21 protein-coding genes and 1 tRNA gene are annotated in these 21,468 nt (G+C 57.3%); 18 read left to right on the forward strand and 4 right to left on the reverse strand.

What is annotated here, in order from left to right; translation table 11 throughout:
* Nucleotides 1-18 precede the first annotated feature (18 nt).
* The 10 genes from tolA (at nt 19) to nadA (ending at nt 8,337) form a co-directional block, all read left to right on the forward strand.
* Nucleotides 19-897, forward strand: coding sequence for a cell envelope integrity protein TolA (gene tolA / locus R3F50_15795; GenBank protein MEZ5491762.1), 879 nt, complete (start codon nt 19-21; stop codon nt 895-897).
* Nucleotides 897-2,207, forward strand: a complete 1,311-nt coding sequence (tolB, locus tag R3F50_15800; GenBank protein ID MEZ5491763.1) for a Tol-Pal system beta propeller repeat protein TolB — start codon at nt 897-899, stop codon at nt 2,205-2,207. Before tolA ends, tolB begins: the two co-directional genes overlap by 1 nt.
* Nucleotides 2,208-2,307: 100 nt before the next feature.
* Nucleotides 2,308-2,829, forward strand: coding sequence for a peptidoglycan-associated lipoprotein Pal (pal, locus tag R3F50_15805; GenBank protein ID MEZ5491764.1), 522 nt, complete (start codon nt 2,308-2,310; stop codon nt 2,827-2,829).
* Between the two features lie 22 nt (nt 2,830-2,851).
* Nucleotides 2,852-3,763, forward strand: a complete 912-nt coding sequence (gene ybgF / locus R3F50_15810; GenBank protein MEZ5491765.1) for a tol-pal system protein YbgF — start codon at nt 2,852-2,854, stop codon at nt 3,761-3,763.
* 63 nt (nt 3,764-3,826) lie between these two features.
* Complete coding sequence (gene queE, locus R3F50_15815; protein MEZ5491766.1) at nt 3,827-4,477, forward strand: 7-carboxy-7-deazaguanine synthase QueE; 651 nt, start codon at nt 3,827-3,829, stop codon at nt 4,475-4,477.
* A gap of 2 nt (nt 4,478-4,479) precedes the next feature.
* On the forward strand, nt 4,480-5,166 hold the full coding sequence (queC, locus tag R3F50_15820) for a 7-cyano-7-deazaguanine synthase QueC (GenBank protein MEZ5491767.1): 687 nt from the start codon (nt 4,480-4,482) through the stop codon (nt 5,164-5,166).
* Between the two features lie 113 nt (nt 5,167-5,279).
* Nucleotides 5,280-5,354, forward strand: a tRNA-Lys gene (locus tag R3F50_15825).
* A gap of 166 nt (nt 5,355-5,520) precedes the next feature.
* Nucleotides 5,521-6,456 carry a dienelactone hydrolase family protein gene (locus R3F50_15830; protein MEZ5491768.1) on the forward strand — a complete coding sequence of 312 codons (936 nt, stop codon included), beginning with the start codon at nt 5,521-5,523 and terminating at the stop codon, nt 6,454-6,456.
* A gap of 27 nt (nt 6,457-6,483) precedes the next feature.
* Nucleotides 6,484-7,134, forward strand: coding sequence for an SOS response-associated peptidase (locus tag R3F50_15835; protein MEZ5491769.1), 651 nt, complete (start codon nt 6,484-6,486; stop codon nt 7,132-7,134).
* 132 nt (nt 7,135-7,266) lie between these two features.
* Entirely contained in the window at nt 7,267-8,337 is a 1,071-nt protein-coding gene (nadA, locus tag R3F50_15840; GenBank protein ID MEZ5491770.1) for a quinolinate synthase NadA, read from the forward strand.
* 139 nt (nt 8,338-8,476) lie between these two features.
* Here nadA and R3F50_15845 read toward each other — a convergent pair whose 3' ends face one another.
* Nucleotides 8,477-9,928, reverse strand: a complete 1,452-nt coding sequence (locus R3F50_15845; GenBank protein ID MEZ5491771.1) for a M48 family metalloprotease — start codon at nt 9,926-9,928, stop codon at nt 8,477-8,479.
* 208 nt (nt 9,929-10,136) lie between these two features.
* On the opposite strand from R3F50_15845, the gene R3F50_15850 reads away from it, so the two are divergent.
* The 6 genes from R3F50_15850 (at nt 10,137) to R3F50_15875 (ending at nt 15,752) form a co-directional block, all read left to right on the forward strand.
* Complete coding sequence (locus tag R3F50_15850; GenBank protein ID MEZ5491772.1) at nt 10,137-10,373, forward strand: sulfurtransferase TusA family protein; 237 nt, start codon at nt 10,137-10,139, stop codon at nt 10,371-10,373.
* A gap of 30 nt (nt 10,374-10,403) precedes the next feature.
* Complete coding sequence (locus R3F50_15855; protein ID MEZ5491773.1) at nt 10,404-11,486, forward strand: AI-2E family transporter; 1,083 nt, start codon at nt 10,404-10,406, stop codon at nt 11,484-11,486.
* Nucleotides 11,487-11,652: 166 nt separating this feature from the next.
* Nucleotides 11,653-12,534 carry a 4-hydroxy-tetrahydrodipicolinate synthase gene (gene dapA, locus R3F50_15860; GenBank protein ID MEZ5491774.1) on the forward strand — a complete coding sequence of 294 codons (882 nt, stop codon included), beginning with the start codon at nt 11,653-11,655 and terminating at the stop codon, nt 12,532-12,534.
* An 11-nt stretch (nt 12,535-12,545) separates the two neighbouring features.
* Nucleotides 12,546-13,607 (forward strand): outer membrane protein assembly factor BamC, encoded by a 1,062-nt coding sequence (gene bamC / locus R3F50_15865; GenBank protein ID MEZ5491775.1) that lies wholly within the window; start codon nt 12,546-12,548, stop codon nt 13,605-13,607.
* Nucleotides 13,608-13,761: 154 nt separating this feature from the next.
* Entirely contained in the window at nt 13,762-15,147 is a 1,386-nt protein-coding gene (gene rmuC, locus R3F50_15870; protein MEZ5491776.1) for a DNA recombination protein RmuC, read from the forward strand.
* Between the two features lie 5 nt (nt 15,148-15,152).
* Entirely contained in the window at nt 15,153-15,752 is a 600-nt protein-coding gene (locus R3F50_15875; GenBank protein MEZ5491777.1) for a tRNA-(ms[2]io[6]A)-hydroxylase, read from the forward strand.
* Here the strand turns inward: R3F50_15875 and R3F50_15880 are convergent.
* Both R3F50_15880 and R3F50_15885 read right to left on the reverse strand, forming a co-directional pair.
* Nucleotides 15,746-16,375: a hypothetical protein gene (locus R3F50_15880; protein MEZ5491778.1), complete on the reverse strand. Its 630-nt coding sequence runs from the start codon at nt 16,373-16,375 to the stop codon at nt 15,746-15,748. The genes R3F50_15875 and R3F50_15880 overlap by 7 nt on opposite strands.
* 119 nt (nt 16,376-16,494) lie before the next feature.
* Nucleotides 16,495-16,998, reverse strand: coding sequence for a leucine-rich repeat domain-containing protein (locus R3F50_15885; GenBank protein MEZ5491779.1), 504 nt, complete (start codon nt 16,996-16,998; stop codon nt 16,495-16,497).
* A gap of 273 nt (nt 16,999-17,271) precedes the next feature.
* On the opposite strand from R3F50_15885, the gene R3F50_15890 reads away from it, so the two are divergent.
* Both R3F50_15890 and R3F50_15895 read left to right on the forward strand, forming a co-directional pair.
* Nucleotides 17,272-17,967: an FKBP-type peptidyl-prolyl cis-trans isomerase gene (locus R3F50_15890; protein MEZ5491780.1), complete on the forward strand. Its 696-nt coding sequence runs from the start codon at nt 17,272-17,274 to the stop codon at nt 17,965-17,967.
* Between the two features lie 36 nt (nt 17,968-18,003).
* Entirely contained in the window at nt 18,004-19,302 is a 1,299-nt protein-coding gene (locus R3F50_15895) for a M18 family aminopeptidase (GenBank protein ID MEZ5491781.1), read from the forward strand.
* Here R3F50_15895 and mnmC read toward each other — a convergent pair.
* A complete protein-coding gene (gene mnmC, locus R3F50_15900) occupies nt 19,277-21,304 on the reverse strand; it encodes a bifunctional tRNA (5-methylaminomethyl-2-thiouridine)(34)-methyltransferase MnmD/FAD-dependent 5-carboxymethylaminomethyl-2-thiouridine(34) oxidoreductase MnmC (protein MEZ5491782.1) in 2,028 nt (675 codons plus the stop codon). The two genes, R3F50_15895 and mnmC, sit on opposite strands and share 26 nt — an antisense overlap.
* Nucleotides 21,305-21,468: the final 164 nt, after the last annotated feature.

Here is a 21,468-nt window from a genome sequence, read left to right on the forward strand (position 1 = left end):
GGAGAGTAAATCGTGGAGATGGTGGGACCGCGTTTCAGATTTCCTCTCAGCATGGATGTCTATAATGGCTATCCGGTGTCGCTGGTTGTAGCCCTCGCCCTGCATTTTATGGTGCTGGCGGCGCTGGTTTATTCCGGCATCACACGACCACCGGCGAACCCTGAAATTGTCCAGCCGTCCATTCGCGCGTTTACGCTGGATGAGAACCCACAGCTGCGGAATGAGCGGGTTCAGCGGGAGCGGGCCGCCGCCTCCGAGGCCGCCGCGGCGGCGGAGCAACGACGTCAGGACGATCTGGCGCGCCAGCGCCGGGAGGAAGCGGCGGCAGCGGAGCGCAGGCGTCAGGAAGAGGAGGAGCGCCGACAGGCCGAAGCAGCCGCCGAGTCAGAGCGGCAGCGTCAGGCTGAACTGGACAGGCAGCGTCGGGAAAACGAAGCAGCAGTTGCCGCTGAGCGGCGCCGCCAGGAAGAACTGGACCGGCAGCGCCGCGAAGAAGCGGCGGCCGCCGAAAGGCTGCGACAACAGGAACTTGCTCAACAGCGCGCCGCAGCCGAAGCTGCTGCGGCTTCGGCCGCAGAAGTGGCGCGCACCGAGCAGGAAATGGTGATGGCCTACACCGGTGTGATTCACAATCTTATCCAGCGTAACTGGTCGAGACCCCCGAGCGCCCGCAATGGCATGACGGTTGTCTTTCGCATTCAGATGGTTCCGACCGGGGATATTCTCGATGTAGAACTGGTTCAGTCCAGTGGTGACTATGCTTTCGATCGCGCAGCCGAGACTGCGATTTACCGGGTCGGCAGATTCCAGGAATTACAGGGTATGCCGATCAATCTCTTTAATGCGAATTTCAGGAGTCTGTTGCTGACATTCAGACCCGAGGACTTGTTGAACTGATGATGAAAGCCAAAATTTTGTTTGTAATCCTGGCCTGTTACAGCCAGCTGGCCCTGGCCGAGCTGAATATTCAGATAACTCAGGGCGTTGACAACCCGGTGCCGATAGCCGTGATCCCGTTTGCCTGGGAGGGGAGTGGGGCGCTGAGTGAGGATATCGCTGATATTGTGGCCAACGACCTGCAGCAGGTTGGCGAGTTTCTGCCCCTGTCCCGCTCCAACATGCTGAGCCTGCCCTCGCAGGAGAGTGAAGTCTATTTCAGAGACTGGCGCATTCTGGCCCAGGATTATCTGCTGATCGGGAAGATCAGTCGCACTTCGTCCAGCCAGCTGGTCCAGGTGCAGTACGAGTTTTTCGATGTAAACCGGGAAATCAAACTGGCCGGTGAGATTCTCACCGGCAGTGTGGCGCAGCTGCGGGATATCGGTCACGAGATCAGCAATGTGGTTTTCGAACAGGTGACGGGCATCAGAGGGGCCTTTACTACCCAGATACTCTATGTGGTTGCAGAGACCCTGGCACCCGGCGAGATGCGGTTCCGCCTGGAGAAATCCGATTACGACGGCCGACGGGCCCAGGTGCTGCTGAGTTCCAGTGAACCTATTATGTCCCCCAGCTGGTCGCCGGATGGCAGCCAGGTGGCTTATGTGTCTTTCGAAACAGATCTGCCACGCATCTATATACAGACAATCGCCACCGGCGAACGAAGACAGATCACCAACTACCCCAATATCAACAGCTCTCCGGTCTGGTCACCCGATGGCACCAGGCTGGCCATGGTGCTGTCCAAAGATGGCAGTCCCGATATCTACGTTCAGGATCTCAGAACCAATGAGCTGATCCGGGTGACCGATCACCTGGCAGTGGAAACAGAGCCAAGCTGGAGTAGTGACGGGCGGTCCCTGGTATTCATGTCAGATCGGACCGGGCAGCCCCAGATTTACCAGATTGATGTAGGAGCAGATTCCTGGGATGTGGAACGACTGACCTACGATTGCTTCTATTGCGCCAAGGGCAGATTTTTACCGGACGGAGTCAATCTGGTGCACGTGCGCAGACAGACCCGCCAGAGTAACTCCTACAGCATTGCGATTCTGAATATCGAGACCCTGCGGGTGATCACCCTGACCGATACCAGTCTGGACGAATCGCCCAGCATCGCGCCTAACGGCAGCATGATTATCTATGCCACCAAGTTCAATGGCAGAGGCGTACTCGACGCCGTGTCCATTGACGGGCAAGTTAAGTTCCGTTTACCATCCTCGCAGGGAGACGTGCGCGAACCAGCGTGGTCTCCTTTCTTCAATTAGGCGGTTGAATTTCAGGCGGTTGAAGCGCGGAAGCGGGAAGTCTCGAACGTTCAGAAACTGTTCAGATAAAAATACCAGGTGTCTTTGGAGGACGAAATCAGTGGGAAAGCAAACTTCATATTTTTTTAAAATCGGACTACTGGCCTCGTTGCTGGTGCTGGGTGCCTGCCGCTCGTCGGGCGAGGCAGACGATAGTGCCGGTGAGGTCGCGGATAGCCGCCCTCCAGCCTCGACAAACACCGGTTCTACGCCCAGCCAGCCGAGTGCTGAACAGATAGCCCGGGAGCAGGCGCTGCGCACACGGGTTTTCTATTTCGACTTTGACGTGTCGGAGTTCAGGCCTGCAGATCGGGCGACCCTGACGTTTCATGCCAGGGATCTGGCCTCTGACCCAAACAAGCGGGTACGCCTGGAAGGCCACGCAGACGAGCGCGGCACCAGAGAGTACAACCTGGCACTTGGTGAGAGAAGGGCCAATGGGATCCGGGATTTCCTTATTGTGAATGGGGCATCCCGTTCCCAGATCGAAACCGTCAGCTACGGTGAAGAACGACCTGCCCGCAGCGGTACCACGGAACAGGCCTACCAGGCCAACCGGCGCGTAGAGATCATTGATCGATAACTCCAGCTATGAAAAGGCCGCTATGAATAGGCAGCATTGTTCCATACCCGCCCGCCTGGGCTTACTGGTTGTTCTGACAGTCTGGAGCCTGGGGGTGCACGGGCAGGGGGTTAGTGGCGGCAGTAATGATGCAATGCTGTTGCTGCTGGAACAGAATCGTAATCTTCAGGCGGAAGTGCAGGCGCTCAGAGCGCTGGTGGAAGAGCAGGGTTACGAGATTCGCAAATTGCAGCGGGAGTCACTGGATCGCTACACGGACACGGACAATCGACTCAGAAACCTGGAGCAGTCTCTCGCCAGTGGCGCCGGCACCCTGAGTGCGCCAGGCAGTGGCGCTCCAGACCTGACGATCCCGGCTCTTCCTTCTGACACTGTTTCAAACGGCGCAGTTGCTAGTGCTCCTGTGCAGGTGACTGGGGGTTCTGCCGTGTCGGACCCCTCAATGCCAAGGCGCGGTCTGGTCGACAATTCCGGTGTTGGTGCCGGCAGTGCCGCGGCTTCAGCGCCGGGCGTTATACCTCGTACAGGCAGCACCAGGCCGGTGTTGGAGCCAGCGGTCCTCACCGAGCAGCAGCTTTACCAGATGGCATACGATTCGGCGATCAACAGCCAGTTCGAGCGAGCCATCGCTGAATTCGACCAGTACCTGGGCATCTATCCCCAGGGTCGCTTTACTACCAACGCTCACTACTGGAAGGGGCAGTCTTTCCTTTACCTGACACGGTATGATGAGGCTATCGCCGAGTATGAGCTGATTCTCAGTCAGTATCCCGATGATGCCAAGGTCCCCGACGCCATGTACGGCCAGGCGGTTGCCTACGAAGGCATGGGAGATACCCAGCGTGCCAGGCGTCTGTTACAGCAGATCTTGCGCAGTTACCCGAACACCGGTGTTGCCAATCTCGCTGATACCCGCTTGCGTTCCCTCAACTGATCCACATTAATCCTGCTATGCCCGAAGGCAAGTAACCCGATACCCGGGACCGGTACCTGTTTCATGACCTCCAGCAGTCTGCGGATTACTGAAATTTTTCACTCGCTACAGGGTGAAACCAGCACAGCAGGTATTCCGACCGTGTTTGTGCGGCTGACCGGCTGCCCCTTGCGCTGCCAGTACTGCGATACGGCCTACGCATTCAGTGGTGGACAAATCAGGCCGGTGGCAGAAATACTGGACCGTGTAGCGGATTATCGCTGCAGCCATGTGACCGTTACCGGCGGCGAACCCCTGGCGCAACCAGAGTGTCTGGAACTGCTCGAGGCGCTCTGTGAGCAGGGCTACCGGGTGAGCGTGGAAACCGGCGGCGCCATGCCCATCAAAGCCATCGATTCCAGGGTCGTGGTGATTCTTGATCTCAAGACGCCGGCTTCCGGAGAGTCCCACCGTAATCTGGAAGAGAATATCGGGTTCTTAAAGCCGATCGATGAAGTGAAGTTCGTCATCTGTGACCAGCAGGATTACCGTTGGGCACGGGCTAAGATTCAACAATATGACCTGCAGGACCGGGTTGCGGAAGTTCTTCTGTCTCCGGTGCATGGGCAGCTGCCGGCCCGCGACCTGGCTGAATGGATACTCCAGGACGGTCTGGCTGTGCGCCTGCAGCTTCAGCTTCACAAACTGATCTGGGGAGACTTACCGGGACATTGATTATGACGACCCAGCGTGAAAACCGTGCCGTGGTACTGTTGTCCGGCGGAGTAGACTCCTCCACCTGTCTCGCTATCGCGCGGGAACAGGGGTATCGCTGCACGGCTCTCAGTTTTGATTACGGTCAGCGGGCGATCAGCGAACTGGCCGCTGCAAGCCGAGTGGCGGCAGCGCTGGGTGTGGAGGAACACCGGGTTATCAGGCTCGATATCGGAGCGCTGGGCGGGTCGGCGCTGACGGATCAAAGCCTCGCCGTGCCGGAGCAGGAAAGCGCCGGAATCCCGATCACCTATGTGCCGGCGAGAAACACGATATTCCTGTCCTACGGTCTGGCTCTGGCAGAAGTATCCGCAGCCAATACGCTGTTCATCGGTGTCAATGCCCTGGACTATTCCGGTTACCCTGATTGCCGACCGGAATTTATCCAGGCATTCCAGGCCATGGCGAATCTGGCGACCCGAGCAGCAATAGAAGGGGAGTCTCTGGTAATTGAGACCCCGTTGATTGCCAAGAGCAAGGCGCAGATTCTGCGCCTGGGAACAGACCTGGGTCTGGACTACGGACTGACAGTCTCCTGTTACCAGGCCGATCCGGAAGGGCGTGCCTGTGGCCGGTGTGACAGCTGCCGTTTCCGCCGCAAAGGATTCCTCGATGCCGGTCTGGAGGATCCTACCTGCTATCAGGAATGACCCTGGCTGCCCGAAGTTTTTACTGCCTCAGGATTTTTTTCCACGAGGCTCTCGATTACCCTTACAGACTACTTGAGTTTTTCTGATTTGATAGTAGTATACCGCCCTTTCCTGGGTCGTTAGCTCAGTGGTAGAGCAGTTGGCTTTTAACCAATTGGTCGATGGTTCGAATCCATCACGACCCACCAGTCTGAGGGGCTGGCTGATTCAATCAGCCAGCCCCTTTTTGTTGCCTGAAGATAACTGATCCGGTTTTTACTCTTGGCGGATGTGCCGGATACCGCTAAGCTTGGCTTTTCGGCCCGTTGCGGGTTGATGTTTACCGAACAACAGTAATACAAAAGGTGAACCACTATGCTCAAAACTCAGATCAATACCGTAATCAAACCTTTCGCTGCGCTGGTGGCACTGACAGTGTTGCTGGCTGGCCAGTCAGTCCTGGCGCAGGACAACACTCAGGGCCGCTACCGGCCTGACGGCAGGCAGATTGCCGCTGAAATTTCCCGCATGTTCGGTGAAAGGCTGTATGAAGTACGCACCTATGATCCGCAGCCCCGGGTTGACGAATTCGCGGATGCCACAATTTTTTACCCGCTGACTCTGAGCTTTGCGCCACCCATCGGGGCAGTGGCGGTTGTGCCCGGTTATCGGGGAGCGGCGGAAAACTACGAATGGTGGGGGCCGATGCTGGCTTCCTTTGGTTACGCGGTACTGATCATGAACACCAATACACCGGAGGATAACCTGGAAGCCAGAAAGCAGGCGCTGATGACGGCGGCGGAGTTTCTGCGTAATGAGAACACCGAGTCGGACAGCCCTATCGCAGGCCGTATCGATACCGGCAAGATCGCCATCATGGGTCATTCCCTCGGGGGCGGCGCCGCCCTGCAGGCTGCCAGCGAGTTGGGTAGTGACGGCGTTGGTGCTGTTATCCCGCTCCTGCCGTACTGTTGTGAACTGGGCCAGTCCTTCAGGGGCGACTTAGCCAGCTTGAATGTGCCGACACTTATCATGGCCACCGCAGAAGACAGCATCGCTCCACCCGCACAGCATGCCAGGTTACTGTATGACGCGATCGCGGACTCCACCAGCAGGGTGTACATGGAGTTCGCCGAAGGTGATCACATGATGGCCACCAGCAGTGGCCAGGATCTTGTCACAATGGGACGCTATGCCATGGCGTTTCTCAAGTTTCACCTGGATTCCCAGCCCCAGTACGAGGCCGTCATCTATGGTGGCGAGGCAGGGGATTACGAGGGTAAATTTTCCCGTTTTGACGCCAGTCGCTGATTGAGCGGCTCGTTTTCGGACCAGTCCATGTGTGGGCGTTATTCTAACCACGTGAAATCCATGCTGGACTGGTCCGCCCTGTTAGGGGACTGGCCAGAGCAGGTCCCGGAAAGTCATAATGTCGCTCCCGGTCAGCTGATCGCCGGGTTCACTCACACAGGCGGTCTGGGCCTGCGCTGGGGACTGATCCCCCCCTGGTCTGAAGAAGCCTCAAGCAAGTACGCGACCTTTAACGCGCGCCTGGAAACTGTCGCTCAAAAACCTGCCTTCCGCCATGCCTGGCGACAGGGGAACCGGTGCCTTATTCCGGCACTTGGCTACTTCGAGTGGAAAACCGACAAGTCCGGGAAACAACCTTATTTTATCTGCCGTACCGATGGTCAGCCTTTGCTGTTTGCCGGGCTTTATGAACCGTGTCGTGATGCCATACCGGCCTCCTGCACCTTGCTGACCCGCCCGGCACGAGAAGACCTGGTGGTTATTCACCCACGCATGCCGGTCACTCTGTCACTTGAAGATGGCCGTGACTGGTTGGGGATGGAAGTTGAATCCGGGCGCAGTCTGTTGGAAAAACCTGTGACGCTGGGGATTCAGAGTTTTCCGGTGAGCAGGCGGGTCAATAATGCCAGAAATGAAGGAGACGACCTGGTGCAGGCGGTCGAGTTGAACGGGCCCTAGGAGTCGTTGCAAGTCCTGGCTGGCCCTGACGCGGGCGAAGTATTCGACAACAGGTTACCGGGTTGGCAGATCCGGGATTGCCTGTCTGTGTTATGATCTCCAGCCTATCCACGTCTTAGGGTGAAAGCAGCAATGGGTGTTACAGAATACGCCGCTGACCGAGAGCTGGTCCGGAAGCATCTGGATGCAGTCAATATATCAGCACCGCTAGATGCCGCCGCCGCCGAGGCCTATCGCGACAAGATCAAGGCATTGCTGAAAGCCCGCAATGCAGTGATCGTGGCCCATTACTACACTGATGGTGTGTTACAGGATCTGGCGGACGAAACCGGCGGCTTCGTTGGTGATTCCCTGGAAATGGCCCGCTTTGGCAGTGAGGCCGATGCCGATATCCTGGTGGTCGTGGGGGTGCGCTTCATGGGCGAGACAGCCAAGATCCTGGCGCCGGATAAAAAGGTACTCATGCCCACATTGGAGGCAACCTGTTCACTGGACATTGCCTGCCCCATCGATCAGTTTTCCGCTTTTTGCGATGCCAATCCGGACCGTACCGTAGTGGTTTACGCCAATACCTCGGCTGCCGTTAAGGCGCGTTCAGACTGGGTCGTGACTTCCAGCATCGGTCTGGACGTAGTGGAGCATCTGGTGGATCAGGGGGAGAAGATTATCTGGGCGCCGGACAAACATCTAGGTTCATATATTCGCGAGAAAACCGGTGCCGACATGCTACTGTGGGATGGTGCCTGTATTGTGCACGAGGAATTCAAGTTTCGCGGCTTACAGGACATGCGCAAGCTTTACCCGCAGGCAGCGGTGCTGGCCCACCCGGAATCCCCGAAAGCGGTGCTTGAAATCGCTGACTTCGTCGGCTCCACGTCGCAGATGATCAAGGCCGCGCAACAATTGCCCAATGACATTTTTATCGTCGCCACAGACAAGGGAATATTTCACCGTATGCGGCAACTGGTGCCGGATACGACGTTTATCGCGGCACCTACCGTGGGCACCGGCGCTACCTGCCGCAGTTGTGCGCACTGCCCCTGGATGGCGATGAATTCACTGCCACGACTGCACGACGCCCTGAGAGACGGGAGCCAGGAAGTGTTGGTGGACCGGGTGCTGGGGGAGCGGGCCATGCGACCTTTGCAGCGCATGCTTGATTTCGCCAAGGAACAACAGCTGTCGCCCCGTGCAGGGGCCTGAATCGATTCGCTTTCTGATCGAGTCGATCGAGGCTTATGACTGGCAGGCAGCCCGCTCATAGTAAGACAGTGGTTTCCGTGGGCTCAGCCGGCTCATGGCCAGCAGGCTTTCAGCCAGCTGATTCTCATCCGGCTGGCGCTTAACCCGCCAACTCTGCCTCGAGAGCCTGGATATCCCTGATCCGTTGCCGTACCGCGGCGACTACGGCACCATTGGAGGGTTTTTCCGATTCGATGCTCAAGGCAAACTGCAGTTGCTCTCTTGCCCTGCGAAAATCCCCGATCAGCACGTAATACTCGGCCCGGGCCTGGTGGACTTTGCTGATGTTGCCAGCCTGCCCCTGAGTTTCCGCAATCAGATACCAGAGCGAATAGTCTTCCGGGCGGGTCTTGGCGTGATCTTCAAGCAGTCGGGTAGCTTCCTGATACTGTCGTGACTCGATCAGGGCATCGGCATAGGCCATGGTAAGCGGGTGATTGCCCGGGTTGATGGTCAGATGTCGCTGCAAGAAATTCAGCGCTTGACCGGCTTCGTTCTGAGCTGTCAGGAACTCCGCCAGCGTCACTGCATAACTGATGCGATTTGGATCCTTGTCGAGCAGGGGTGTGAGCGTGTCGATTGCCATGCGGTTGTTACCGGCTTCCGAATAAGCCATAGCCAGTCCGTACTGGGCGCCATCCTGTGCGACCTCCGTGGTCGCCGCCTGAAGCAGGCGCTGATATTCAATGATGGCGTCTTCCTTGTTCGGCGCGTAATGGGTGACCACCCGGGCGCGCATCAGGAGATATTCCAGATGCTCGGGATAGGGACGCTGGGGGTAGCGTGAGGCCCGTCCGCGGCTGTCGGCAATACGGGACTCCGTTACCGGGTGCGATAACAGAAATTCCGGTGGTCGGGTACCGTAGCGGTTGGCGGAAGCCAGGCGCTGAAAGAGTGCCGGCATGGTGTAAGGGTCGTAGCCTGCATCGAACAGGGTCTTGATGCCGACCCGGTCGGCTTCCGCCTCATTGCTGCGGCTGAAGCGAAGCTGGTTCTCGATAGCCCGGCCCTGGGTTGCCATCAGCGCTGCCTGCCCGTGTTGTGCATCCGAAGTGGCCATGACCACGATGCTCGCAAGCAGGGCGGCCATCTGAGGGACTCGCGCGGTCTCGGCCTGTTCGATCCGGCGGGCAAAATGGCGCTGACTCACGTGCGCCAGCTCGTGAGCAATGACCGAGGCAAATTCTCCCTCGGTTTCCGCGTTCAGGAACAGGCCGGTGTTGACGCCTATTACACCACCGGGAACCGCAAAGGCATTCAGTATTTCGCTGTCGACAATGATGAAGGCAAGCCGGTGGTCCCGCAGCTCGCTTCTTGACGCCAGCCGGTAGGACAGGTTTTCCAGGTAATTATTCAGCAGCGGATCGGAAATGGTCGGTGTCGAGCGCCGCAGAGAGCGTAGAAACTGGCGCCCGAGTCGGTGTTCCTCTTCCATGGTAACGTACCCGGATATCCGGTCGCCCAGGCTGGGCAGGGCATTCTGCCCGTTAGCCGGGGTCGCCAGCAGGGCGGCTAGCAGCAAGGCGAGGCTGAAACTGGCGGATCTGCGCATAAGCATACTCATCAAGTCTAGTTGACCGTCACTATCATAGAAAAATTCCGTCAGGGCGTTAAGTGAAATGGTCGTTTTTTTGCGTCAATCAATCACTTATGGCGGATTTGCCGGTTCTGACACGGTTCCCGGTCTGAAATCCTCGTAAAAGCCCCCTCGCGTTGCGATAAGCTGGGCACAGCGGGGCAAGGATTGGTAAACTACCCCTATGTCAGAATACGAAGCAGACTTGGAGCTGGATGTCAGCAATTTACAGTGCCCGATGCCATTGCTGAAGGCCAAGCTGGCGCTGAATGGTCTTTCCAGCGACCAGATACTCAAGGTAACAGCCACTGACCCCGGGTCCGAGAAGGACTTCCACCTGTTCGTCGAACAGAGTGACCACCAGATACTGGACTTCAAAAAGGATGATCAAAGTTATTATTACTGGATCAGGAAAGGTTGACGGAATCCCATCTGAAATGACAGACCGCTGATGCGCAAGCTGCTGCACGATTTTTACCAACGCTATTTCCACGATGACGAATCCCTGATTCTGCTCATCCTGCTGGCTGTGGCGCTGCTGATCCTCTACCTGTTCGGTGACGATCTGGCGCCCTTGTTTGCGGCAATTATTCTCGCTTATCTGATGCAGGGACCCATTGCCCGGCTGACGGCGCTGGGGGTTCCCCGGCTCGCTTCCTTTGGTCTCATTTACATGGTTTTCGTTGGCGCGTTTCTCGGCTTGCTGCTGGTCATTCTGCCGGCGGTCTGGAATCAGCTCAGCCGCTTGCTGAACGAACTGCCCCGCCTCATCAGCCAGTGGCAGGAGTCGTTGATGCTGCTGCCGGAGTCGTACCCCAATCTGTTCACCCAGCAACAGGTGGATGAGCTGGTCAGGAGCGCCCGGGGGGAACTCACGGTGCTGGGCCAGACGGTGGTGTCTTATTCCATCGCCAGCATTCCCCGGGTGGTGACGCTGGTGATATTCGTAGTCCTGGTGCCGATCCTGGTGTTCTTTGTACTGAAAGACCGTGAGCAGCTGATACGCTGGGCGACTAATTTTCTGCCCCGGAACCGTCCCCTGATGATTAAAATCTGGCAGGAGATGGATCTGCAATTGTCCAACTACATCCGCGGTAAAGTGCTGGAGATCTTTCTGGTGGGGGTGGGTACCTACGTGGTGCTCACACTGATCGGTATAGACTACGCGCTGCTGTTGTCGGTGCTGGTCGGACTGTCTGTCGTCATTCCTTACATCGGTGCTACCGTTGTTACGCTGCCGGTCCTGGCGGTAGCCTATGTGCAGTGGGGAATAGGCGGGGAGTTCTATACTGTCGCGGTGGCATACATGGTTATTCAGATACTCGATGGCAATGTGCTCGCCCCGATTATATTTTCCGAAACCAATAACCTGCACCCTATAGCAGTCATCGCCGCGGTGCTGGTTTTCGGCGGCGTCTGGGGTCTGGCCGGCGTGTTCTTCGCCATCCCGCTGGCGACCTTCGTCAAGGCTATTATCAATGCCTGGCCATCGAAGGTACAATCGCTCGCTGCCGAAGACCCTGACACGGTCTGACAGGCTGTTGACGGGAATTCTGTAAGTCAGGATGCCCTGAAGTCTGGCGGCAAACTGGTGGGGTAGGTAACCGGCAAGAGGTCACTGTGGTAGCCGGGGCCGGTCGGCGCAGGGTTACGTGGCCACAGGAAAACAGGACTACGGGGGTAAGGTGAGTAGCCAGGAAATAATCAAAGGCAGCATTGTCGCCATTGTTACACCGATGCATGCGGGTGGGGAAATCGACCTTCCCGCATTTGATCGTCTGCTGCAATGGCATATCGAATCGGGTACCGACTCGATTGTCGTGGTAGGTACAACCGGAGAATCTGCCACGCTTACAGTGCAGGAACACTGCAGCCTGGTGGAGCATTGCGTCAAGACAGTCGCCGGTCGCGTGCCGGTGATCGCTGGCACCGGGTCAAATTCAACAGAAGAAGCCCTGTTTTTCACCGAGTCGGCCAGGCTGCACGGCGCTGACGCCTGCCTGCTGGTGACACCCTATTACAACAAGCCCAGCCAGGAAGGGCTCTACCAGCACTTCCGCACCATAGCTGAAACCGTCGAAATTCCACAGATCCTGTATAACGTGCCGGGCCGGACAGGGTGCGATCTTGCGCCTGAAACAGTTGAGCGGCTGGCACCGTTGGCGAACATCGTTGGTATCAAAGAGGCATCGGGCAGCGTTGCCAGAGGTCTGGAGCTGATCAAGCGGTGCGGCGACAGCCTGAGCGTTTACAGCGGCGACGATCCCATCGCCATGGAGCTGATGCTGGGTGGCGCCAGTGGGAATATTTCGGTCACCGCCAATGTCGCTCCGGCCATCATGAGCAGTCTGTGTGCAGCGGCCATGGCCGGCGATCGGGAGACTGCCAGGGCACTGAATGATCGCGTTACTCTGCTGAACGAACGGCTGTTTCTGGAGTCCAATCCGGTACCCGTCAAATGGGCATTGTATCGGATGGGAATGATCGAACGCGGCATTCGTCTCCCCCTGGTGGAACTAAACGAAAAATTTCATGACCAAGTAACTGAAGCGCTGCTGGCAGCGGGCATAGAACTGGAGTGATGATTCTGACAATGCGAGCTCAAACTGGAAAAATACCTGTCCTGGTGATTGTGGCCCTGACGCAGTTTTCCTGCTCCTATCTCACCGGAGACGAGGGGTATTTTCGTGATCGCAAAGGCGATTATCTAGTGGCACCGGTGGTGCCGGAAATCCGGGTACCAGACAGCCTGGACAGTTATACGCTCGACCAGCTTTATGTCGTTCCCGAAGAGGTAGTCCCAGGTGCCGAGGATCTGGTTGGTACTATTCCACGCCCCAAACCGCTGGATACCAATCGACCGGAAGGGGTGGTTATTCGCCGCTTTTCCGGAGAGAACTGGATCGTCATTGCGGCAGCGCCTGGCCAGGTATGGCCGCGGATAAGGGATTTCTGGACGCAACAGGGGACCGAGCTGGAATATGAAAATCCGGTCGACGGGGTCATGGAGACAGTCTGGCTCCGCTCTCCGGTCAGCGCCGATGAAAGAGAAAAATACCGGCTTCGCATCGAGCCGGGGATCCATAGCGGCAGCTCGGAAGTGTCTCTGGTGCAGATCTCCCGTCCTGATTCATCGGTGGGCACCGAGCTGGTCATCTGGCCACAGCTGTCTGAGTCAGAGGACCGGGAGTATGGTCTGTTGCAGGAGATTTCCCAGTATCTGGCTGACCGGACTGACATTTACAGTTCCTCATCGTCCAGCCTGCTGGCCGGCAGCCTTTCCGGGGACAGCAAGGCAAATCTTATCGAGGATCGTGGCCTGGGTCCGGTGCTTGAGCTGAGTGTGAGCCTGAATCGGGCCTGGGGGCAGGTGGCCCAGGCGCTAGGCGAAGCAAATCTCACTATCGTCGAACGGGACCGGGAGAATTCAGTTTTCCAGGTGGAGTTTTCCGGGGCAGCTGCGGAAGAAGATTCCGGCGGCTTTCTGTCCCGGGTATTCGGCGGTGAGGATGGAGAGGAGTCTACGAATCAGCTGTTTCGGATCAGTCTTGATGCAAGCCGTGATCTGGTGAGAGTGACGGCGCAGCCGATTGGGCAGGAGTCTCTCACCGGGATGGAAACCGACCTCTTGCGGTCCATCCTCGCCAACCTCTGATCGAGTCCGGAACGCACTGTTCCGGGGCTGCCTGGTCAGGGCAGAAATGCTGGACGGGCCTGCCGGTTTTCGCCGCTCCGGGCGGCAGTTTTCCATCAGGCAATTTCTGCAACTCTCTACAGCATCCTTTTGACAGGACCGGAGCATAATCAACATGCTGGAACTTCTCCCTTATCTGCTGGTTGCCATGTCTGCAGCCGCGGTTGCTGGACTGATCACCTATCTGCTGGTAAGCAGAAATCTCAATCAGCGGGAACGGCAGATTGCCGCATTGTCAGAACGTCTGCAGGGTAAGGAAGAGGAATTGCGCACCTTGCAGGGCGAGATTCGTACGCTGGACGAACAATCGTCGGTACTCGGACAGACCAATACAGGGCTACGCGAGCAGATAGCCAGACTGCAGTCGGAACTCTCTTCAGAACAACAGCGGTTTGCAGAGAAATTCGCCTTACTGGAAGGGGCGAGAGAGCAGATGAGCCTGCAGTTCAAAGAGTTGGCTAACGAAATCCTGGAGGACAAGAGCAAGCGCTTTACTGTCAGCAATCAGGAAAACATTGCACAGATTCTGAAGCCTTTGCAGGAAAAGATTCAGCATTTTGAGAAACGGGTGGAAGAGACCTATGACAAGGAATCCAAGGAGCGTTTTTCCCTGGCACGGGAAGTCAAGGCTCTGCAGGAGCTCAATACACGTCTGAGCGAGGACGCCGTCAATCTCACCAATGCACTTAAGGGTGACAACAAGACCCAGGGTACCTGGGGTGAGATGATCCTGGAATCCATTCTGGAAAAGTCCGGGCTGGTGAAGGGCCGGGAGTACGAGATACAGGTCAGTCTGAAAGCTGCAGATGGTAGCCGCAGCCAGCCGGATGTCATCGTTCACATGCCGGGGTCAAAGGATATTATTATCGACGCCAAGGTCTCCCTGAAAGCCTACGAGGCCTATTGCAATGAGGATGAGCCGGGCAGGAAGGCGGACCTTCTGCAGCAGCATATCCAGTCGATTCGCAATCACGTGAAGCTGCTTGCCAGCAAGGATTACCAGAATCTGGCCGGGGTCAAAACGCTGGATTTTATTCTGTTGTTCATGCCGATCGAAGCAGCGTTTTCCGTAGCTGCGCAGCAGGATTCCGAGTTATTCATGAGCGCGTTTGAAAAGAACATTATCATAGTCGGCCCATCAACCCTGCTGACTACTCTGCGGACCGTGCAGAATATCTGGCGCATGGCACAGCAAAACCAGAATGCGCTGGAAATTGCCAGCCGGGCCGGTGCGCTGTACGACAAATTTGTCGGGTTTGTGGAGGATCTGGAGGACATCGGTGGAAAGATCGACGCTACGCGCCGAAGCTATGATCTGGCCCATAACAAATTACTGGGCGGTCGCGGCAATCTGATTGGCAGGGTCGAAAAACTCAAGGCGCTGGGTGCGAAGACATCCAAGCAGCACAGCAAAGAAGTCCTGCAGGCGGCCGATCTCGAGATGCAGCAGGATGCTTTGCCGGGTACCTCTGAGGTTGTCTCAGACGGGGGCGGGGAGTAACACGGATGGACGAGATACATTCCTTTCTGCCCTGCCCGACACCTCAGTCCTGGGTTGATGCCGCGGTCGTCAATCTGGATACGCTGCTTATCGATCACGCCAACTGCGAAAAGAAGGCCGCGGCCACGGCCATGAACCTGTTGTATCGTCATGTGGACAAGGCGGAGCTGCTGACTGTCATGTCTCGTCTTGCCAGAGAGGAACTGCTGCATTTTCAGCAGGTAGTGGAATTATTGACCGAACGACAGATCAGCTATCGACGCCTTGGTCCCTCCCGGTATGCTGCCAGTCTGCGCCAGTATATCCAGCACGACGAGCAAGGTGGTCTGGTGGATATTCTGATAATCGGTGCTCTCGTGGAAGCGCGCTCCTGTGAGCGTTTTGAAAAGCTGATTCCGAGGTTGGATGGCGTGCTGGCCAAATTTTACCGGGGGCTGGTCAGATCGGAGGCCCGGCATTTTCAGGACTACCTGCGGCTGGCGCGAAAGTACGCGAAAGAGGACATTGAAGCGAGGCTGGACTTTTTTCTCTCAATAGAGGCTGACCTGGTGCTTTCCAGTGACACGCAGCTGCGTTTTCACAGCGGCGTTCCCGCCCTTCAGTGAATGGTATCGGCAAAACTCGGCTGGGTGGTTGTGAGACTGCCAGGCAGCACCCACTCTTTCTCCACCACCACCAGGTCATGGCGATCAAGCTGGATATTGTCGCCACTGGGTGCGGTGATCTGGTCCAGCAGTACACAGCTGATGTCTTCGTCCAGTGATACGATGACGGCAGGCTTGAATCCATCGATGGTGTCCAGGCTGACTCTTTCCCCAACTTTTATTTCAGCGCTACCGCCAAAAGTCGCGTGGGAACGCTTAATAACCCCGTCGGCCGGATAAGGTGTGGCAAATCTGGCGGCGGCCACGATGTGCATGATGCGCAACACGGATTCGTCGGTCAGATCCAGTTCAATCTGCTCATATTCCTCGCTGCTGTCGTTCTCTCCGAGGGTATTGCGGAGCAGGGTGATAAACAGATCCAGATCCGAGTTGTTCCATTCGATATCGACCGGTTGATCCGGCTGCACAGACTTGTGAGGGGGCGAAATAATGTCCGTTTCGATTTCCACTTCGGCGATTTCCCGCCGGCTCTGATTGGACAGTACGATACTGACAACGTCACTGCCTTCTCCGGTTTCGTCGGTCAGTCGCCAGAAAATGCTGTGCCCGGAAGCAAAAATCATGTCATTACCCTTTCACTGCTTGTCATGCTCATCATGTGGGGGCGAATAGCCAGGCTTTCAACCAGATTCACTCTACCAGCTATCCTAGCACTGATAAACCCCGTGCCGCGAGCGGCCGGTTAATCCTGACAACTGGCTGGTCGGGTGAGGTTATGGCCCAGGCGTTGTTCCAGGCGATCCAGTTGCGAGCAGGGAATTTGCGTGTTTCCGCTCAGGACCACAGCCGTCAGACTGTTAATAGCGAGTAATGGCGAAATATCGGTGATAGCGTTGTCGGCCAGGCTGAGACCGCTCAGGCGGGGCAGCGAGGCAAGGGGCTGCAGATCGGTAATGGCGTTCCGGGTCAGATCCAGAAAACGGAGACTGGCCAGTTGCGCGATGCCGCGCAGATCCTCTACCTGTGCGGCAGCACAGGACAGCACGGTGAGGTTGGCTGGATCTGTTACGCCCGATTGGCGTAATGCGAGATTGATACAGCCCTGCAGATCCGGATCTGATACCTGCCGGGCATTTTCCGGCAGGCGCGGATCGTAGACCGACTTCTCATTGACCGTAATGGCGAACTGACGGGTACAGCCTGCCAGGAGTGCGGTAACGGCCACAACCTGTATCGAATACAGCAACCAGGAATATCCAGTCGCTTTTCTGCTTTTACGCGCGGGTGCGCCTGGGTCTGCACCGGGTGCTGCGGGCATGCTTTCTTGAACCATGAATGTGCCTGAAATTGCCTGGGCGGGACGGGATAATATCCCATCCTGGCGGGGGAAAATAGCGACCCGATCTGTGAATCAGGTCTTCGGCGGGCACTGGCAATTCGTGCTCAGGGCGGGTAGTATGCCGCCTCTGTGCATACGGCTCATTACACCCGCCCCATTGCAAGGGCAAGGAATCTTTTTATGAATATGGTTAAAACACTTCGGATTGCTACACTGCTGGCCGCTTCGAGTCTGGCAGGTTTCGGTCACGCCCAGGATGTGGATCTGCAGGATGAAGACGCCCGGATCGCTTACAGCATAGGAGTCAACATCGGGCAGAGCCTGATGCAACAGGGCTTGCTCGACGGTCTCGATTTCAATGCATTCATGCGGGGTGTGAGCGATCTGGTTAATGGCCAGGAGCAACTGAGCCCTGAAGAAATGATGGCCGCTATTCAAACCTTCCAGCAGCGTATGGCTGCGCAGCAGACGGCGCAGATGGAAGCCGCACGGCAATCCGGTGAAGAGTTTCTGGCCGCCAACGCGGAAAATGATCAGGTAGTGGTCCTGGACTCCGGGCTGCAATACCAGATCCTGGAATCCGGTGCCAATGGAGCGACATCGCCCACCATCGCCGATTCGGTGCTGGCACACTATCACGGTACCCTGGTCGACGGGTCGGTTTTTGACAGTTCCGTCGAGCGGGGCGAGCCTGCACAGTTCGCGCTGAACCAGGTGATCGCAGGCTGGACCGAAGCGCTGCAATTGATGAAAGAAGGTGACAAATGGCGCCTGTTCATACCTTACACACTCGCGTACGGCGAGCAGGGTATTCCGGGCGCAATTCCACCGTTCTCCACGCTGATATTCGACGTGGAACTGCTGGAAGTTCGCTAAGTCTTATCCCGGCTGCATGCTGAGGGCACAAAGCAGATGAACAAGCAGGCATTCAATGAGGGGCTGCTGGCCTTCATTGGGCGGGCGCCGACTCCATTTCATGCCGTCGAAGCCATGGTTTCACTCCTGCAGGATGAGGGGTTCCAGATCCTTGATGAAAGGAACCGCTGGGACCTCCATCGGGGTGGGAACTACCTGGTCAGGCGGGACGGCTCTCTGATTGCTTTCCGCTTCGGCCAGCAGTCGCTGCTGGAAGAGGGCATTCATCTGGCCGGTGCTCACACCGATAGCCCCTGCCTCAAAGTAAAGCCCGTGGCCGAGCGTCATTCACAGGGCTACCTGCAACTGGGTGTTGAAGTCTACGGCGGCGCGCTGCTGAATCCCTGGTTTGACAGAGACCTTTCCGTGGCCGGCAAGGTCTCTTTCCTTGACGAGACCGGAGATTTGAATACCTGCCTGGTGGATATGCGGCGGCCGGTGGCAACGATACCCAGTCTCGCTATCCACTTGGACCGAGAAGCCAACAGCAATCGCAGCATCGACGCTCAGAAACATCTTCCGCCGGTGCTGTTGCGCCAGGAAGGCGAGACAGCGGTGAGTTTCGAGGCCTATCTGTTGGAATACCTGCGTTCGGAAGCCGGACATCCTGACGCCAGGCGCGTTATGTCCCATGAACTGTTTTTCTATGATACTCAGCCACCCGCCATTATCGGTTTGCAGGATCAGTTCATTGCCAGCGCCCGATTGGACAATCTTCTCAGTTGCTACCTCATAACCCGCAGTCTGCTGGCCAGCGGGGGAACCCACACCTCGGTCATGGTCTGTAACGATCATGAGGAAGTCGGCAGTGGCTCGGCATCGGGTGCCCAGGGGCCGTTTCTGAAATCAGTGCTGCAAAGGCTGGTCAGCGCGGAATCCTCGGACACGGAGGCTTTAGAGCGGGTGTTTAGAAACTCTCTGCTATTCTCAATCGACAATGCCCACGGTATCCACCCCAACTATGCCGATCTTCACGACCCGGCCCACGGGCCGGTCCTCAATGGCGGGCCGGTGGTCAAAGTCAATGCCAGTCAGCGCTATGCCAGCAATACCGAGTCGGTAGCAAGGTTTCGCGCATACTGTGACAAAACAGGGGTGAAGTCCCAGGCCTTTGTTATGCGCAGTGACCTGGCCTGTGGCAGCACTATCGGGCCAATCACAGCGGCCGAGACCGGTATTGCGACGGTTGACATCGGCGTTCCCACTTTTGCCATGCATTCCATCAGGGAACTGGCCGGTGCAGACGACGGAGAACGATTGTTCCGGGTCGTCAGGGCGTTCTTTGATCGCGATTGAGCCGGTCGGGATCCCGCTGGCGTTTCAGATCACGAAGGATAAAACGGGCGGGACTCAGGCTCTCGACTAGTGCCGCCGGCAGCGGGGGAGATTCGCCATTGGCCTGGCTGGCTATCAGTTCCGCCGTCAGCGGACAGGAGGTCAGACCATAGGAGCCGTGAGCAACGTTAACAAACAGGCCAGGTAAGCAAGTGGGTTCAGCATCGATCCTGGCACTGGCGTCTCGGCTCAATGGGCCGAACACCCGGATGCACTCATCAAGATCGGGTACCGCACCTGCGATGGGGAAGTAATCACTGGCACTGCATCTTACCGACACTCTCGCACCACAGATTCCGGACAGTGGCAATTGGGCAAGTGCGGCATTCACACCGCGGAGGTTTTCCTGGTCTGCCACCGCGCTGCTGGTCAGATTTACCGGTTGCGGGGCGTAACTGGCGCCCAGGCTATGCATTCCGTCCGTTGCCGGGCAGATATATTTTTCCGCCACGACGACTGACTTCAAGCGCCCGCTTTGCGGGGTTGCCGTCAGGCGACTGATCTGTCCGGCGACTGGATCCAGGGGAAGGGTGGCGGTTTGGGCCAGATTCCGGGCCTGATAGCTGTTGGCGATGACCACTACGTTCGACTCCGAAAGCACTCCCTGGCTGCCTGTAACACGCCAACCGGATCCTGTCGATTCCAGACCCGTGACGCGCTTGCCGGTGACCAGTGTCAGATGGGTCTCCGGGATGGCTGTGAGATAAGCCTGACAGAGACGGCCAGGCTCCAGCCAGCCGCCATGAGGGATCCACAGGGCTTCCCCGTTGACCGGTAAACCGACCAGCTTACTGGCCTGTTGCTGACTCACTCGCGATAACACTCGCTCACTGTAATACTCACCAGGTTGTTTAAGCAGTTTCTCGAGGCCTTTACGGCCCTGCTGTGGCAACCGCAGTACGCCGCAGGGGTGCCAGTTAAGCTCCTGCTGTTGCTGCAGCGTGGTAAATTGCCTGTGTGCGTACAACAGGGCGTGCAGGTAGAAACGGGACTGAAAATCCCGGCTTGCTGCCAGACGAGGCTGCAGCACGGCCTGGGGATTACCCGACGCACCAGTGGCTATCTGCGCTGCCTCATCAATAAGGGTTACCTGCCACCCTTTGCGGGCAAGGCTGTAGGCGGTGCTGCATCCGGCAAGGCCTGCCCCAATCACCGTTGCCCGGTTGATTGTCGGCCTGGGTGAACGAGCCCGTAACGTTGATGCAGGAGGTTCGGCACGAGAATCCATTGGCAGGCCGGCACTGTCCGGTCTGCTGGCCAGCAACATCTCCCGTTTGTTACCGAAGCCGGGCAGCTTTTCAATCAAGAACCCGGCGGATTGCAGATTACGACGGACCTGGCCGGCGACGCTGTAGGAGCTGGCCGTGGCACCGGGGCGGCTGTATTGCCACATCCGGGCCACCAGCGGGGGATCCCACAGATCGGGATTCCTGGTCGGTGAAAAGCCATCCATGAACCAGCAGTCTACGCTGCCGGGCGCGCTGCCCAGAATCTCATTGAGGCCGGTGATCGCGTCACCCAGGTAGAGATCAAGGATCAGATTGTCAGTAAGCTGATATCTGTGCAGGCCGCTGGTGTGGTCGACATAGACTGCCAGCAGCTGACTGCTTAAGGGAGACAGCTCGGGCCAGTTGGCAAGAGCCCTGTTGAGGTCGGCCCGGGTCAGGGGGTGCTTTTCGAATGCCAGGTAGTGCAGCCGAAGGCCCTGTCGATTGAGCTGTTCGAGTAACTGCCAACACAGCAGGAAATTGAGTCCGGCCCCGAATCCCAGTTCGACCACGGAAAACGGCCGCGCAGAGTCGGCTTGTGCGGCCCATCTCTGCGCCAGCCGGTTCGCGGCTATAAACACGTGCTGGCTTTCCTGCAGGGCTCCCTGGCTGGAAAAATAGATATCCTTGAATTGAGTCGAGAACGGAGACCCGTCTTCCAGCCAGGCCAGCCTGGCGTTTTTCAGATCGTGCAAAGGCGGTAGCTCCAGGGCTGGGGTTGACGGCGGAAATTCTAAGGAGCCTCTGATTAATCACTACAACGCTCCGCGGAAATCTGCCGGGCGCTGCTGAGAGGCGTCGCGTGCAGAGAAGGGCTGTTCCCTTGCCAAGCGCGACAACTTCGCTGTGGCGCCCGACC

The organism is Gammaproteobacteria bacterium, assembly GCA_041395725.1.
Lineage (GTDB): Bacteria > Pseudomonadota > Gammaproteobacteria > Pseudomonadales > Pseudohongiellaceae > NORP240.

Bases quoted from the DNA above. Each gene is read 5' to 3' on its own strand.
- tolA (MEZ5491762.1), top strand. From the start codon at position 19: ATGGTGGGACCGCGTTTCAGATTTCCTCTCAGCATGGATGTCTATAAT.
- tolB (MEZ5491763.1), top strand. From the start codon at position 897: ATGATGAAAGCCAAAATTTTGTTTGTAATCCTGGCCTGTTACAGCCAG.
- ybgF (MEZ5491765.1), top strand. From the start codon at position 2,852: ATGAATAGGCAGCATTGTTCCATACCCGCCCGCCTGGGCTTACTGGTT.
- queE (MEZ5491766.1), top strand. From the start codon at position 3,827: ATGACCTCCAGCAGTCTGCGGATTACTGAAATTTTTCACTCGCTACAG.
- queC (MEZ5491767.1), top strand. From the start codon at position 4,480: ATGACGACCCAGCGTGAAAACCGTGCCGTGGTACTGTTGTCCGGCGGA.
- R3F50_15830 (MEZ5491768.1), top strand. From the start codon at position 5,521: ATGCTCAAAACTCAGATCAATACCGTAATCAAACCTTTCGCTGCGCTG.
- R3F50_15835 (MEZ5491769.1), top strand. From the start codon at position 6,484: ATGTGTGGGCGTTATTCTAACCACGTGAAATCCATGCTGGACTGGTCC.
- nadA (MEZ5491770.1), top strand. From the start codon at position 7,267: ATGGGTGTTACAGAATACGCCGCTGACCGAGAGCTGGTCCGGAAGCAT.
- R3F50_15845 (MEZ5491771.1), bottom strand. From the start codon at position 9,928: ATGCGCAGATCCGCCAGTTTCAGCCTCGCCTTGCTGCTAGCCGCCCTG.
- R3F50_15850 (MEZ5491772.1), top strand. From the start codon at position 10,137: ATGTCAGAATACGAAGCAGACTTGGAGCTGGATGTCAGCAATTTACAG.
- R3F50_15855 (MEZ5491773.1), top strand. From the start codon at position 10,404: ATGCGCAAGCTGCTGCACGATTTTTACCAACGCTATTTCCACGATGAC.
- bamC (MEZ5491775.1), top strand. From the start codon at position 12,546: ATGCGAGCTCAAACTGGAAAAATACCTGTCCTGGTGATTGTGGCCCTG.
- rmuC (MEZ5491776.1), top strand. From the start codon at position 13,762: ATGCTGGAACTTCTCCCTTATCTGCTGGTTGCCATGTCTGCAGCCGCG.
- R3F50_15875 (MEZ5491777.1), top strand. From the start codon at position 15,153: ATGGACGAGATACATTCCTTTCTGCCCTGCCCGACACCTCAGTCCTGG.
- R3F50_15880 (MEZ5491778.1), bottom strand. From the start codon at position 16,375: ATGATTTTTGCTTCCGGGCACAGCATTTTCTGGCGACTGACCGACGAA.
- R3F50_15890 (MEZ5491780.1), top strand. From the start codon at position 17,272: ATGAATATGGTTAAAACACTTCGGATTGCTACACTGCTGGCCGCTTCG.
- R3F50_15895 (MEZ5491781.1), top strand. From the start codon at position 18,004: ATGAACAAGCAGGCATTCAATGAGGGGCTGCTGGCCTTCATTGGGCGG.